This is a genomic window from Polycladomyces zharkentensis, from assembly GCF_016938855.1.
In the GTDB taxonomy this organism is placed as follows: Bacteria; Bacillota; Bacilli; order Thermoactinomycetales; family JIR-001; genus Polycladomyces; species Polycladomyces zharkentensis.
On the sequence record NZ_JAFHAP010000011.1, the window covers coordinates 160,008 to 175,080 of the forward strand.

General features: G+C 51.1%; 12 protein-coding genes and 1 pseudogene. 7 read left to right on the forward strand and 6 right to left on the reverse strand.

Translation table 11 applies throughout. The features are described from left to right. Positions 1 to 131: 131 nt before the first annotated feature. Both JQC72_RS12910 and JQC72_RS12915 read right to left on the reverse strand, forming a co-directional pair. Positions 132 to 1,595 carry a response regulator transcription factor gene (locus tag JQC72_RS12910; protein ID WP_205496323.1) on the reverse strand — a complete coding sequence of 488 codons (1,464 nt, stop codon included), beginning with the start codon at positions 1,593 to 1,595 and terminating at the stop codon, positions 132 to 134. Beyond that, positions 1,570 to 3,330 (reverse strand): cache domain-containing sensor histidine kinase, encoded by a 1,761-nt coding sequence (locus JQC72_RS12915; RefSeq protein ID WP_205496324.1) that lies wholly within the window; start codon positions 3,328 to 3,330, stop codon positions 1,570 to 1,572. The genes JQC72_RS12910 and JQC72_RS12915 overlap by 26 nt, the downstream gene beginning before the upstream one ends. A 212-nt stretch (positions 3,331 to 3,542) precedes the next feature. Here JQC72_RS12915 and JQC72_RS12920 point away from each other — a divergent pair, with 212 nt between their 5' ends. The 6 genes and pseudogenes from JQC72_RS12920 to JQC72_RS12945 form a co-directional block, all read left to right on the forward strand. Next, positions 3,543 to 4,802, forward strand: coding sequence for an ABC transporter substrate-binding protein (locus tag JQC72_RS12920; RefSeq protein WP_205496326.1), 1,260 nt, complete (start codon positions 3,543 to 3,545; stop codon positions 4,800 to 4,802). A gap of 114 nt (positions 4,803 to 4,916) precedes the next feature. Continuing rightward, positions 4,917 to 5,801, forward strand: a complete 885-nt coding sequence (locus JQC72_RS12925; RefSeq protein ID WP_205496499.1) for a carbohydrate ABC transporter permease — start codon at positions 4,917 to 4,919, stop codon at positions 5,799 to 5,801. Next, positions 5,801 to 6,619 (forward strand): carbohydrate ABC transporter permease, encoded by an 819-nt coding sequence (locus tag JQC72_RS12930; RefSeq protein ID WP_205496328.1) that lies wholly within the window; start codon positions 5,801 to 5,803, stop codon positions 6,617 to 6,619. Before JQC72_RS12925 ends, JQC72_RS12930 begins: the two co-directional genes overlap by 1 nt. Before the next feature lie 120 nt (positions 6,620 to 6,739). Then, the gene (locus tag JQC72_RS12935; protein WP_205496329.1) at positions 6,740 to 8,932 is read left to right on the forward strand and encodes an alpha-galactosidase; all 2,193 of its coding nucleotides are present in this window, start codon (positions 6,740 to 6,742) and stop codon (positions 8,930 to 8,932) included. A 68-nt stretch (positions 8,933 to 9,000) separates the two neighbouring features. Next, a complete protein-coding gene (locus JQC72_RS12940; protein WP_205496330.1) occupies positions 9,001 to 9,234 on the forward strand; it encodes a hypothetical protein in 234 nt (77 codons plus the stop codon). 164 nt (positions 9,235 to 9,398) lie between these two features. Then, positions 9,399 to 9,941: pseudogene (locus JQC72_RS12945) on the forward strand (lactate racemase domain-containing protein); the annotation flags it as partial. Positions 9,942 to 10,012: 71 nt separating this feature from the next. Here JQC72_RS12945 and JQC72_RS12950 read toward each other — a convergent pair. From JQC72_RS12950 to erm, 4 genes are all read right to left on the reverse strand, one after another. Then, entirely contained in the window at positions 10,013 to 10,774 is a 762-nt protein-coding gene (locus JQC72_RS12950) for a MerR family transcriptional regulator (RefSeq protein WP_205496332.1), read from the reverse strand. 273 nt (positions 10,775 to 11,047) lie between these two features. After that, on the reverse strand, positions 11,048 to 11,713 hold the full coding sequence (locus JQC72_RS12955) for a permease prefix domain 1-containing protein (protein WP_302104837.1): 666 nt from the start codon (positions 11,711 to 11,713) through the stop codon (positions 11,048 to 11,050). Continuing rightward, on the reverse strand, positions 11,700 to 12,053 hold the full coding sequence (locus JQC72_RS12960) for a PadR family transcriptional regulator (RefSeq protein WP_205496336.1): 354 nt from the start codon (positions 12,051 to 12,053) through the stop codon (positions 11,700 to 11,702). Before JQC72_RS12960 ends, JQC72_RS12955 begins: the two co-directional genes overlap by 14 nt. 195 nt (positions 12,054 to 12,248) lie before the next feature. Beyond that, a complete protein-coding gene (erm, locus tag JQC72_RS12965) occupies positions 12,249 to 13,076 on the reverse strand; it encodes a 23S ribosomal RNA methyltransferase Erm (protein WP_205496338.1) in 828 nt (275 codons plus the stop codon). A 715-nt stretch (positions 13,077 to 13,791) separates the two neighbouring features. Here erm and JQC72_RS12970 point away from each other — a divergent pair. Next, entirely contained in the window at positions 13,792 to 15,069 is a 1,278-nt protein-coding gene (locus JQC72_RS12970; RefSeq protein WP_205496341.1) for a nickel pincer cofactor-dependent isomerase, group 22, read from the forward strand. Positions 15,070 to 15,073 lie beyond the last annotated feature (4 nt).

A 15,073-nucleotide genomic window follows, 5' to 3' on the forward strand; every position in this document is an offset into this window, starting at 1 on the left:
CAGGCTGGCCGTAAAAGGCACAAACCGACAACGCGTCAGGAGGAGCAACGCATCCGACACGAGCGGAAAAACAGTCTGTCCAAATCAAACCAAGCCGTTTCCCTCACGGTTCGGGAAACGGCTTTCGTATATCACCGGGCTTTGGAACCGTCCCGATATTCCGACGGGTAACACCCGAAAAACTTGACAAACAGTTTGGTGAAATGACGGGTGCTGTAATACCCTACCTGTTCGGCCACCTGTTGGATCTGGATGTTCGGGTCCTTGAGCAATTCTTTCGCTTTGAGCATCCGGATTCGGGTCAAGTATTTGACAAACGTCGTACCGGTTTTCTTATGAAACAGGGTGCTCAAATAATTGGGTGTCACCCCCAGTTTTTCGGCGATTTCCCCGATACTGATTTGATGCATGTAATGTTGGTCAATATAGTTTTTCACTTTATCGATAAGGTCGTGAGCGGCATGCTTGCCTTTTTCATTGTGGAGCAAGGTGTTTTCGGCATGGGCTTGAAGCGTTCGTACCCATGATGAAATATCGTCTGCCGGATCGAGTGTGAACGGAAAAACAGCTCGAAGAAACACAATGATGTTGTGTTGTTGCTCTTCTGTCAGGGAATCATCCGTCCAACTGTTTTCCAGCTCAGTGGCCAATTTGGCAAAATGGAGATACGATCTTTCGTGATAATGACCGGCCAATCGTGTCAATTGGCAGCTGATATTCCAAACAGACGGATCATCCCGGTACGGCACCAAGTCGGATTGGTTCCAGGTGCGATTGACCCCCAATACGGCACGAAGCGGGGCGCATTGCTTGATCCGGTCCAGTTGCTGAAGCAATTCCCGGCGTGATGAGCAGTTGTTGCCCTTGATCACCGTCACTGCGAAATCGGGTTGGACAAATGGATCGACTGTGCGTGCGACTCCGTTCCAAAACGATTCCCAGTCGCCGGATGACGGGTTTTCCCAAGCGGCGATGAGTGTCCACTCTCCCGTCGGGAGAGGAAACAGGGCGTTCCTTCCCGACCGCTCCGGCAGATGTTCCCGCAATGTTTTCGTCAATGTCAAGAGCCGGGCGTTCTTTTCCTGCTCCTCCAAGTGACTGTCGATATAGATCATGGCGGCCGAGTAATGGATTGGTTTTCTATGATCTTCTTCCTGCAGTGGGAGCAGACCGTAATACAGATTGAGCATTTCCTGCTCAAACTGCCGATTCCGTTCGATCCGTTTCTCTTTGATGGTCGCTTCAAGTGAGTCGATCACTTCTTTCAGTTCATCCATGCTCACCGGTTTCAACAGATAATGAGCGGCACCGAGTCGAAGGGCTTCCCGCGCATAGTCGAATTCGGAATAGCCGGTGAGAATGATCCACTGCGTATCGGGAGAAAGGCTTTTGCCGATCTTCATCGCTTCCAGTCCGTTCAATTTTGGCATCCGAATATCGACAAAAATGAGATCCGGCACCTCTGTTTTTATCTCCTCGATCAACCGGGAGCCGTTTTCCGCCTCTCGAATTGTGAGGGAATCGTCCAACTCCACCAACATGCTTCTTAGACTTGTCCTGACCAGCTTTTCATCGTCGGCAATCAGAATTCTCATTCCGTCGCACCTCCTCTTCGGGAATCAAGATCCGTACACGGGTACCGTCCCCGATCCGACTTTCCAGATGAAAGGAGGAGCCGGGATAACTGATTTCGAGACGCTCCCGAACGTTGGCCAGTCCGATTCCCGATTTCTCCGGCTCAGTCCCTCCATCAAAACCCGCACCGGTATCGCAGATGGCAATGTCCAAACAGGATCGTGCCCCGATCCGTGATCGTTTTGCGGTTACCTCAATCCTGCAAGGGTGATCACATGGCTCCACCCCATGGATAAAAGCGTTTTCAATCAAGGGTTGCAACAGCAATTTGGGGATGAGGTCATGACGCACCTCTTCATCACAGTTCATCAAGACTTCTACGCGGTCCTGGAACCGCATTTGTTGGAGTGAACAATATTTTTCCAGGAACGAAAATTCCTCGGCGATGGTGACCCAATCTCTCGAATCCAAACTGTACCGCAACAGAGAGCTCAAGGAGAGAATGGCGTTTTCCAGCTCTTTTTGTTTGCCCAGTCGGTTGAGGCCAATCAGTCCATTGAGCGTGTTGTACAGAAAATGGGGTTGAATCTGGGACTGCAATGCACGGTATTCCGCATTCCGCCGGCTGAGAACGGCCCGGTATTCCCGGTCGATGAGTTCGTTGAGTCGACTGATCATGTGATTGAACGCTTTCCCCAGTTGGGCGATTTCATCATCCCCCGAAGGTTGGAGTCTGACTTGTAAGTTTCCTTGCTGCACCTGTTTCATCGCCCCGAGCATGTCTTGAAACGGATGGACGATCCTGCGGGACAGGATGGAGAAAAGCAACCATGTCAGGATAAACCCGCCGACGGCAAAGAGGAAACCGGCCACATACAACCAACTCACCTTGGAACGGAGTGCGTTGTTCGACAATAAGACGTGGATCTTCCAACCGGACGGCTGGATCGTTTTTGACACGACCGTGTAGGAATCACGTTGTCCCTCAACAAGGGTACTTCCCCGTCTCAACTGTCTGAGCATAACAGGGGGAACCGGCTTGTTGGCATACAGTACCTTTCCGCTCGTGTCCGTGATGACGGCAATGGAGTGGACATGAAAACGGATTTGCCGGATCAGCCGGCTCAATATTTGTTGATCCGCGTCCGCCATCATGACCGCCAGAGGCTCCTGCGTATCGGGATCTTTGATCAGGCGGGCGACGCTGAACACTTCCGAAACTCCGGAATCAATCAGATAATCTTGCCGATGAGCGGAAATAAACACGACTTTCCCGTCTGCGGCGACGGCTTGTCGGTACCATGCCTGTTGCTGGAACGGATAGCGGGGAACCGTTGCCGATCCGTAACGGGAATTGGCGAACACGGAACCATCCAGCGTAACGATGATGGTTCCCGCGATTTCTTCCCGCGTGTTTTCCATATAATTGGGCAGAGTGGATATGAGCGTCTGATTGACCATCAGCTGGGTGGCAGGATCGGCGGTTTGATATTGACGATGGGTGATCAGCTTCAATGCTTGTATGATATTGTCGTTCAAATAGGGGACGATGGTCAGTCGCCCCAGATCTTGCAGATAGGTGCCGATTTGATTACTGAGAGAATTGAGCGTATTATCAGTCAATTTTTGTGTTTGTTGTACGATCTGGAATTGATAGTAGTACGGCATCACGAATGAAATGGTGAGAATCGGCACCGCAATGGTAAACAAATAGAGTATCAGCAGTTGCGAGCGAAGCGATTGTGAAACCTTCATGGCCGATGACCTCTCTTTCCTTTAGAAAATAGATAACAGGAAACGACCTTTGCGTCAAATGGAGGAGAATGGAAATCAAAGGGGATGCCAGATGAAAAATGAGCGCTTCCATCGTAGAATTGGATCATATGACAGCGCTTACATAATCAATATAATAAAGTATAAGATTAGACTGAATATTCCACTTATCCGATTTGAAAGGAGGAAGGAGAATGAAGAAATTTCTGTCGGTCGCGTTGATGTTGCTCATGATGACGGGATTGACCGCGGGTTGCGTCGGAGGAAGCGATGCGGACGATTCCGGTGAAAAGAAGATCACCGTCTATATGACCGTCGGTGAAGAACCCCTGAAACAACAATTGAGAGAGATCGGGAAAGAATTCGAAAAGAAATACCATACCAAAGTGGAGTTTCAATTTCCCGGAAATGACTACGAGAACATTTTGAAAGTCAAGATGGCGGCCAATGATTTGCCGGATGTGTTTGACACGCATGGTTGGGCCAAAATCCGCTACGGCAAGTATTTGGCGGATTTGCGGGGAGAACCGTGGGCGTCCAAGATGACGGATACGATCCGGCCTGTACTGACTGACGAAAAAGGAAAAGTGTATGCGCTTCCGCTCAACGAAGCCAAAGACGGTATCGCCTACAACGCGGATGTGTTGAAGCAATACGGGATTGCTCCGCCCCAAACGTTTGATCAGCTGATGGCGGCAGCGGATCAGATCAAAAAGAAAAGTAAAGGACAAGTAACACCCTTTTTCTTCTACGGTGCAGAATCGAGTTCACTTGCACAATTCTTCGACCAGTTCGCCACGCCGCTGTTGATCAGTCCGAAGAAGAATGAAGCACAAGCCTTATTGAACAACAAGTTCGACTGGAACAAATGGACATACCTGCCGCAGAAGTTCCTGGAAATGCATAAGAAGGGTTACATCAACAAAGACGTATTAACGGCCAGGAGCACGGATTTGCCGCAATTGTTTGCTCAAGGAAAAGTGGCTTTTGCCGTGGGAGGTCCCTCCTTCCTGGAGCAAGCGAAACAGATCAACCCCAAACTGAATGCGGGATACATGCCGGTACCGGCCATCGTTCCGGGAGATCAACCCTCCTTCTCCGGCGGGGAGCGGTACACGTTGGGCGCATGGAAGGATTCCAAACATTTGAAGGAAGCAAAGCAGTTCATCGCGTTTGTCGCCCAGCCCGAAAACCTGAAAAAAATCGCCGAAACGAGCAAATTGCCACCGGGAATCAAGGGCATTGAGGCCGACTTGGGTGATCTCACCCCATATTATAAAAAATATGAAAATACCCGCGTATTCCCCTACTTTGACCGGGTATATCTGCCCAACGGGATGTGGGATGTCATGGGCACGTTATCACAAGAACTCCTGGCCGGGAGCATCACGCCTCAGCAGTACTCACAAAGAATGAAAGAAGAATATCATCGCCTTCGAAATCAGCTCAGATAATGACGATGGCGGGTTGCCCCCGAAAGGGGGTACCCGTTTCTCATGAAGGGGAGTGAAGTCATGCAAATCGGAGGCGTGATCAAACGGAACAAAAAGTTGGAGGGACTCGGCGGCATGATCAGGCGAAGCAAAAAACCGCACCCGTCCGTTTGGTTAAATCTGCTGTATGTCCCGGCATTGGTGCTGTTTGTGGTGTTTATTCTGTACCCGTTTGTCAAAGGGATTCAGGTTTCCTTCACCAACTGGGACGGGTATTCGCAGACGTTCAGTTGGATCGGGTTGGACAATTATCGACGGATGTTGGATGATCCCAATATCGGAACGGTCATCCAAAATACGTTGATTTACGGGATCTGCAGCACCTTGTTTCAAAACATCATCGGGCTGGCTTATGCCCTGTTGTTGGATAAAAGCATCAAAGGACGGGGAATTGTTCGAACGATCGTCTATTTGCCTGTGATCATCAGCCCCTTGATCATGGGCTATATATGGTATTTCTTTTTCCAACTGCAGGGAGGAGCATTGAACGACATCGTCCAGTTGTTTGGGGAACAACCGGTCAATTTCCTGGGTGATCCGAAATGGAATGTCTGGATCATCACTTTCGTCAACACCTACCAGTATGTGGGGATCGCGATGGTGATCTATATGGCGGGCCTGCAATCGATTTCCAGGGAATATTACGAGGCAGCTGAATTGGATGGCGCCTCCGGATGGCAACGCTTTTGGCATATCACGCTGCCGCTGCTGATGCCTGCGATCACCGTCAATATCGTGTTGAACCTGATCGGGGGATTGAAGCTGTTTGACGTGATCATGGCATTGACCAAAGGCGGCCCCGGTTATGCATCCCAATCCATTTCCACCATGATGTACAAACTGTACTTCGCCAGCCAGGATGCGGGATACGCAGTTGCCTTGGGCAATCTCATGTTTGTCCTGATTTCGGTGTTCAGTTTGTTGGCGCTTTACTTTCTGCGTCGGAGGGAGGTTGTATGATGAAAGGCAGAAGCAATTGGGTGTACGTTTTGCTGATGATCTGGATTGGGGCCTTTCATATTCTCCCTTTTTATCTGCTGTTCACCACTTCATTCAAACCGATGGAGGATATGAGTTCCAAGTGGGCGCTCCCCGATACGTGGAATCTGGATAACTTCAAAAATGCCTGGGAGCAGGCTAACATGGGTTCCGCCTTTATCAACAACCTGGTGATCACCGCCGTGTCCGTGGTATTGGTGGTGGTTTTGGGTGCGTTGGCCAGTTATCCGCTTGCACGGTACCGAACACGGCTCAACAAATGGGTGTACAATCTGTTTGTCTCAGCGATGATCGTGCCACCGCTCACGATTCTGGTGCCATTGTACAAGATGGTGGCTGATCTGGGGGGGATGAATACCTATTGGGCGGTCATCCTCCTTCATGTCACCTTCCAACTGCCGCTGGCCATCTTTCTGTTCACCGGGTTCATCCAGACCATTCCGCGGGAATTGGAGGAAGCGGCCATGGTGGACGGAGCAAGCCGGTTGGGATTGTTTTTTCGGATCATTTTCCCTCTGCTCAAGCCCATTACGGCAACTGTGATGATTTTGACGGGAATCTCCATCTGGAATGACTATCAATTCTCGGTATTCTTCCTGCAAAGTACGGAGTCGCAAACTCTGACAGTGGCGCTGTCCACATTTTTCAGCCAATACATCAGCAATGTCGGATGGGTGGCTGCCGGATCATTGTTGAGCGCCTTGCCGCCGATTGTATTGTTCCTCTTTTTGCAAAAATACTTTATTCGCGGACTTGCTTCCGGTGCGGTTAAGGGATAAATTCATGCGCCTCACTTGGTTGACAAGAAGCCGTTTCAATATGTATGTCCATTGACGCCGACGGACGTAAGCCGGGGTGAGCGGAGAAATAGTCTGACAATTTTTCGAGGGGGAATGAATATGGGCATTCGTTATCACGCTCCCAGCCGTACCCTTCATCTGCAAGCCAAAGATACGAGTTATGTGATGCAAATCATCAAAGACGGCTATCTGGCCCACCTGTACTGGGGAAAGAAAATCCGCGCGGAAGAGCCGACGTATCGGATTCCCTTCAAGGATCGGTCGTTTTCCGCCAATCCGGACCCCGGTGACCGGACGTTTTCACTGGATGTATTGCCTCAGGAATACCCCGCATACGGCCGGACCGATCTGCGCTCGCCGGCTTATCACATTCAGTTGGAGAACGGTTCGACCATCACCGATTTACGCTATGTCTCCCATCGGATTTTTCGCGGCAAGCCAAAACTGGACGGACTGCCGTCCACTTATGTGGAAGCGGACGATGAAGCCGAAACGTTGGAAGTGGAACTGGCTGATTCATTGATCGGCTTGAGGGTAATCCTTTCCTATACCGCCTATGAAGACCGGAATGTGATCACCCGCTCTGTGCGTTTTGTCAACGAAGGGAATCAGGATTTGAAACTGCTGCGGGCGCTCAGCATGAGCATCGATTTCCCTGATGCCGAATTCAACATGCTGCAGTTGTCGGGGGCGCATTGCCGGGAACGGCATATCGTCAAACGGCCGCTCACCGTGGGCACGCAGTCCATTGAAAGCCGGCGGGGTGCCAGCAGTCATCAGCAGAACCCGTTTCTCGCCCTGCTGCGACAGGGAGCAGACGAGGACCAAGGGGAAGTGTACGGTTTCAGCCTGGTCTACAGCGGCAATTTCCTCGCCCAAATCGAGGTGGATCAATATGAAACGGCCCGCGTGTCGATGGGGATTCATCCGTTCGATTTTTCCTGGTTGCTGAAGCCGGGTGAATCCTTCCAGACACCCGAGGCGGTGCTTGTCTATTCTTCCGAAGGGTTAAACGGCATGTCCCAAACCTACCACAAATTGTACCGCAGCCGTCTTTGCCGCGGTGTCTACCGGGACAAAGTCCGCCCGATCCTGGTGAACAACTGGGAAGCCACTTACTTCGATTTCGACGCCGACAAGATTGAAGAAATCGCCCGCACCGGACAGGAACTGGGGATCGAGCTGTTCGTATTGGATGACGGTTGGTTCGGCAGACGGGATGATGACACGTCCTCGTTGGGTGACTGGTTTGTGAACCGGAGAAAACTGCCGGGCGGGTTGGAAGATTTGGCGGAACGTATCCGGAAGCTGGGTATGGAATTTGGCCTGTGGGTGGAACCGGAAATGGTCTCCCCGGACAGCGACCTGTACCGGAAGCATCCGGACTGGTGTCTGCATGTGCCGGATCGGTCCCGTTCCGAGGGAAGAAATCAGCTCATCCTCGATTTCTCACGCCAAGACGTGTGTGATGCGGTGATCCAAATGATTTCCGACATCCTGTCGTCGGCGCCGATCACCTATGTGAAGTGGGATATGAACCGGCATATGACCGAAATCGGTTCGGCGGCACTTCCTCCGGAGCGACAGCGGGAAACGGCCCACCGGTACATGCTGGGGCTCTATCGCGTGATGGAGGAACTCACCTCCGCGTTTCCGCATGTGCTGTTTGAAAGCTGTTCGGGAGGCGGCGGCCGCTTTGATCCAGGCATCCTGTACTACATGCCTCAGACCTGGACCAGCGACAACACGGATGCCGTGGAACGTTTGCGTATCCAGTACGGAACCAGTATGGTCTATCCGCCGATCACCATGGGAGCTCACGTGTCCGCTGTACCCAACCATCAAGTGCACCGCGTCACCTCGTTGCAGATGCGCGGGGATGTCGCGATGGCCGGCAACTTTGGGTATGAGATGGACCTGACGAAGCTGACGGAAGAAGAAAAGAAGCTGGTCAAGCAACAGGTGGCCCTGTACAAAGAAATCCGGCCCCTGATCCAGTTCGGTGATTTTTATCGGCTGAAAAACCCCTTTGAAGGCAACGAAGCGGCATGGATGTTTGTTTCCGAAGACCGGCGGGAGGCGATCGTCTTTTACTACCGGGTGTTGGCGGAGGCCAATGCTCCCCTGAGGCGATTGCGACTGAAAGGGTTGGACCCCGAACGCGACTACATTTTGATCGGAGACGGACAAACATACGGAGGGGACGAATTGATGCATCTGGGGCTGGCCGTCCCGGACTTGACGGGGGATTTCCAAAGCGTGATCTGGAGATGGGTGGCGAAAGAGGAATAGGGAGAGGAAACCGGGCCATAGCGCCCGGTTTTTAATATTCCCCTTAATGAGGAGGTCGATGGCGACCTATGATCAAAACTGTATGGGAGATTCATGATTTCCCTGAAAACATGATTGAATGGTTTTCAATGATCCGATTGAAAGGACTTCACTCTCTCTTCTACAAACTTGGTAAGGATGAAGCGCTTTCTATCGATTCTCCAATCTGCCTGCTCTGCGATGTGGCTTCCCAATCCAACCGGGTCTGTTCGTATTTTACCGGACAGGTAGGTCGATGTAGCGCCAAAATCGGGCAACCATAGATTCTCACACCTGTAAAAAGTATCTATACCGGATTGTATAATTGGAATATTACGCTTCCACTCCACCCCTTTCTGATCATAAACAATCAAAATATTGTGTATATACTTCCCAAACCCTTACAATAAAAAAGAGATGGCACAAACAGATTGGGAGGGGTGTCCGCGTGGGCGTATTGGAGGAACTGTTGCGGGATGTGCCGCTTCCCCGCATGGCGAGGGTTCGGCAACGGTTTGATGATTCACGCCTGGAGGATTGGGAACGGGAACTGATCAGACAGTTACGGCAACCGGAGGTGAGTGGACGCATTTCCCCGGGAGCGCGGGTCGCGGTGGCGGTGGGCAGCCGCGGCATCGCCGAAATTGATGCCGTGACCCGCGTCGTTGTGGCGGAACTGCGGAAGGCGGGGGCGGCTCCTTTCATTGTGCCCGCCATGGGCAGTCACGGCGGGGCCACCGCGGAGGGACAGCGGGCGGTGCTGGCCAAGTTGGGCATCAGGGAAGAGACGGTGGGGGCCCCGATCCGCTCCTCGATGGATGTGGTGCGCGTGGACACCTTGCCCAACGGATTGCCGGTTTATGCCGACAGGGCTGCCGCGGAAGCGGATGCGATCGTGGTGATCGACCGGATCGGCAAAAACATCAGCGGGGACGGGATGGACCCCAATATTACCGGACGTTATCCCACTCCTTACGCCCAGGGAGGCCCCCGGGCCATAGCGCCCGGTTTTTTCAGGTCGTGTCCAGTCATACCGTCCATTTGCTTTCCCGGAACCTCTATCTATTTCGTAACGCCTGTATAGATGTGAATCGCGTCTCTCAGGAATTCGGTCATACCGGGCTGCTTTTCGTAGTATGCCTTGAACCGTTCGTCATCCACATACATTTGGGCAAGGTTGGCATGCGCTTCTTTGCTGTATTCGCCCCAGAAATACATCAGCCACTGCTTATGCAACTCAGCGGTTTTTTGCGCAATGTCGCTGGCAGGGTCCCCATTTTCAAACGCTTCGGCAAGTGTCGCCAGCACTTCATCCGCCAGTCGGGTAACCTCTTCATACTCTTCTTTCGTCATGTTCTTCAGTTTTTCATTGGATCGGTTCACGACATCATCGCCATATTTCTCACGGATTTCTTTCCCGTACTTCGCCTCGTTCTCGTCAATCATCTGCTGCTTGAAACCTTCAAACTTCTCTTGATCGGTCATGATGATTCTCCCTTCCATTGAAGCAATTGTTTTTTCCACATTGGCGATCAAAACATCCAACCGCTTTCTTTTGGCCAGGAGTTGTTCACGGTGTTCCCGAAGCGCTTTGGCCCCGTCATAGGAAGGGGAAGTGACGATTTCTTTTATCACATCGAGACTGACCCCCAATTCCTTGTAAAACAGGATTTGCTGTAAACGGTTGACTTCCGCCTGACCATAGATCCGGTATCCAGACGAGTTGATTCTTGCCGGCTTCAAAATCCCGATCTCATCATAATACCGAAGCGTTCTGGTACTGACTCCTGCCAGACGGGCCAGCTTCTGCACGGTGTATTCCATGTGTTCACCTCCTGACACCATCACTGTACACCTTTACGTATACGTCAATGTCAATCCCTTTTTTTGGGGAGTGTGCCCTTTTTTGATTCAAAGCATCTCGGCCGGACTGGGTAATTCTCCTGCGAGGTGGTACCCGGTGTCCGGTACTTCGGTGGCCGTCACCAAGCGCCAGGTCGGGCACTTTTTGCTGAAGCCCCATATTGACGGACACAAAAAAAACCACTCTCTTTCAGAGTGGTTCAAATGTTACGGATCAACATTTCTCTCTCTCGCTCAGGTTTTCTCCTTCCGTCGATCAGTTCCCGTCAGTATAAGAAATAAAAACAATCCGAAACCTGCCAAGAAGAACACCATGAACGAAGAAATTGCAGTATAAGTTTCACCGGTGGAGAAACGTGTGGTGATCCCTACAAACAGACTGAAAAGGATCAATCCGATGGACAACGCATAGAGTGCAGCGCGTATTTTATTCATCCCGTATTTTTTGCGTGTTTCTCTTGTCAATGTACTGTAAGTCAATAACGCACCACCTGCAACGATGAAGATACCGGCGCCCGAAACCTCCAGTGCAGGCAGGTTCATGAAATACAACATTGCCGATGTGAGCAACCCAAACAATACAAGTAAGACTCCAGCAACGATTCCGGCAGTTGAAATACGTGCTGTCATCGTGGAATAAACCGATTGCTTCGCCATATCCTGTCCAACTTTGCGCATTTCATCCACCAGACCACTCAAATCACCCATTGAAATGACAGCCTCTTTAAAAGCTTGTTCATCATCCATACCTCGGGATTGATAATCTGCAATTTTTTCTTTCATGTTCGTGGCAAGTTCTTCCTTTAAGTCAAAAAGCTGTTGACTTTCTCCAACCCCCGAAAATAGATTGTCAATATATGTTTTTATTTTTGTATCATTATTATTTTTATTGTTCAACATCATTGAGACCTCCTTTTATCAATTGATCCAAAACCTCTTTTGCGAAGTTCCATTCTTTTTTGCGTTGATCGTAGTGTTCTTTACCCTTATCGGTAATGCGATAATATTTGCGTCTGCCTCCCTGCGTTTCATCCCCCCAATAGGAGACGATGTAACCCTCTTGCTCCAATCGACGAAAAGCTGTATACAGGGTTGCTTCCTTTAATTCATACCGGTTACCGCTTAGCTTGATGATTTTTTTGTAGATTTCGTATCCGTAGCTATCACCTTGGCGAAGGATGTTTAAAATGACCGTGTCGGTATGACCACGGATCAGGTCCGTTGAAATTGTGCTGTTCATAATCCCTACCTCCCGGAATATAATTTACACCACATTACTGTGTGTGTCAAGGTAATGTGTCTGTAGAAGATGACCTTCCGTCTTGTCACCACCCACGAAGTGGTCAAGCGAAAAAAAGAGCCTTGGTGGCGCCCCTTAAAAGAAAAAAGGCTTTCTCCAAACCAGAGAAAGCCTTTTTTCTTGCATTTCATTCGTTCATTTCTTTTTCGGCCAGCGGTATGGCAAGACATAACGGATCATGGAATGGAAAACGGTTGCCCATTGTTCTTCTCTCAACCAACCGATGGGACAATCCCTTGTAACTCCTAATTCCTTGACCAGGCGGGTGATCTGCGGTCCTGTAAATACACCTTTCAGTACTTGGTCCATCGGCCATTCAGCCCGTTTCAAACCATAAGATGCCAGCGATAAAAACAGTGCGTGGCACCAATCAGGGATAAGAGGTTTCGTCTTTTTTTTGATAAACAAAACGGCTGAGTCCACGCGGGGAGGCGGGGAAAAATGATGGGGTGGCAATGTTTGCTCCATCTTCAAGTCAAAATACATTCGCCATGTCAAAATGCGCGGGCGGATGACCGGACTGGCCGTAAACCGCTTGGCCGCTCCCTTTTCAATGACGAGTAAGGCTTTTTTCATCGGGATTGTAGGCTGATCCATCAGTTTTCCCAGAATGGGAGTTGTAATGGAGTAAGGGATGCTGGCCACCACGCAAAAGGGTTTTCTTGGAAGATTCACTTGCAGGAAATCTTTGGCGATAATGGTCACATTTTTTGCTTTGCCGAATTTCTCGCGAAGTTTCTCCACAAACTGCGGATCATTTTCAATGGCCCATACTTTTCCCGCTCTTTGCGCCAAGGGCAGGGTCAACGCACCTTTTCCCGCTCCGATATCCAAAACCAGTTCGTTTGATTCAACCCCGGCCATTTCCACCAAGCTTTGGGTCAATCGTTTGCTGTGCATCAGGTGTTGGCCGGGAAAATTACTTCCTTCTTTATGATGTTGCCGTTGGCGTTTGTTCTTCATTTTTCATCCTCCGTTCCGAAACCTACCTGTGTGGAGCAAACGGAGGATGAATCAACATCAACATGACCGACTGATCCCGGTCCGATTGGAACGGGTCGCCGGACTCTCGGGCAATCGCACATCAATCACAAAAAAGGAGGGCAAATGCCCCCCCTTGACAACCGTATGCGAATGGCAGGGTTTACCTGAAAATAGGCATACTAATCCCGATTCACTCTACACACAGGTAGGGCTTTGAGCACGATTCATAAATTAGTGACTCAAAGCTTGGAATCGGATTCTGTAAAACGCCAACATGGTAAACCCTCCATTGTTTTTTTGCCCCAAGCAATATATTAGATCAACCAATTTCATTTGGAAAACATGATAAACGGAAACTGGACTGCGATGTACTGTTCAACTGCTGGAGCATCTGTAGATGAAGCAGTTGCAGGACCAGTGTTCCCCTGACGGATGAGGGCTGCTGTGAAATATCAAGAGTCGGGGGGGTTTCCCCTGGTTCAGAACAGGAAGTGTTGGAACACCGGAGACGTATGTATTCCCCAGGAAAGGATTGGCTCCCTCACGGATTTGTCAGACACGCTCAAGTAAGGTCATCCGATTTTGGCTAAACGCGCTCTTTTCCGATCTCATCAATCTAAATATTGTAAATCATCTAACCATAGACTTACAATGAAATAAAAAAGACGACCATGATCAGGCAGGAGGTGCCCGCGTGGGTGTATTGGAAGAACTGCTGCGGGATGTGCCGCTTCCCCGCATGGTGAGCGTTCGGCAACGGTTTGACGATTCACGCTTGGAGGATTGGGAACGGGAACTGATTCAGCAGTTACGGCAACCGGACGTGAGAGGGCGCATTTCTCCCGGGGCACGGGTCGCCGTGGCGGTGGGCAGTCGCGGCATCGCCGAGATTGACGGAGTAACCCGCGTCGTTGTGGCGGAACTGCGGAAGGCGGGGGCGGCTCCCTTTATCGTCCCTGCCATGGGCAGTCACGGTGGGGCCACTGCGGAGGGACAGCGGGCAGTGCTGGCCAAATTGGGCATCAGGGAAGAGACGGTGGGGGCCCCGATCCGCTCCTCGATGGATGTGGTGCGCGTGGACACCTTGCCCAACGGATTGCCGGTTTATGCCGACAGGGCTGCCGCGGAAGCGGATGCGATCGTGGTGATCAACCGGGTCAAACCGCATACGGCCTTCCGCGCCAAGATTGAAAGCGGTCTGATGAAAATGATCAGCATCGGTTTGGGTAAGCAGAAAGGGGCGGAAGCGTGTCACCGGCTGGGCTTTGGGCAAATGGCGGAAAACATCGTGGCCATGGGGCGTGTCCTGATCGCCCGTTTGCCGATCATCTTCGGGGTGGCCTTGGTGGAAAACGCATACGACCAATTGTGCCATGTGGAAGTGGTGTTGTCCGAACGGATCGAAACTCGGGAACCTTCGCTGTTGGAAATGGCCAAATCCCGCATGCCGCGGCTGTTGTTTCCCGATCTGGACGTGCTGGTGATCGACCGGATCGGCAAAAACATCAGCGGGGACGGGATGGACCCCAATATTACCGGACGTTATCCCACTCCCTACGCCCAGGGAGGACCCCGGGTCAACAAAATGGTGGTGCTGGATTTGACGCCCGAGACAGGGGGAAACGCCAACGGTGTCGGAACGGCCGATTTTACCACACAACGATTGGTGGACCGGATGGACAAAACTGCCACTTACGCCAACGGATTGACTTCGACTGTCGTCGCGCCGACCAAGATTCCGACCACATTGCCCAACGATCGGTTGGCGGTTCAAGCCGCTGTCAAGACTTGCAACATCCTCGATCCGTACCGGGTGAAACTGGTTCGCATCCGGGATACCCTGCATCTGGGGGAAATTCGGATTTCGGAGACGCTGTTGCCGGAAGCCGAGCGGCATCCGGATGTGGAAGTGTTGTCTCAACCCGAACCGATGCAGTTTGACGAACAGGGAAATTTCATGGATGGATGGTGAGATA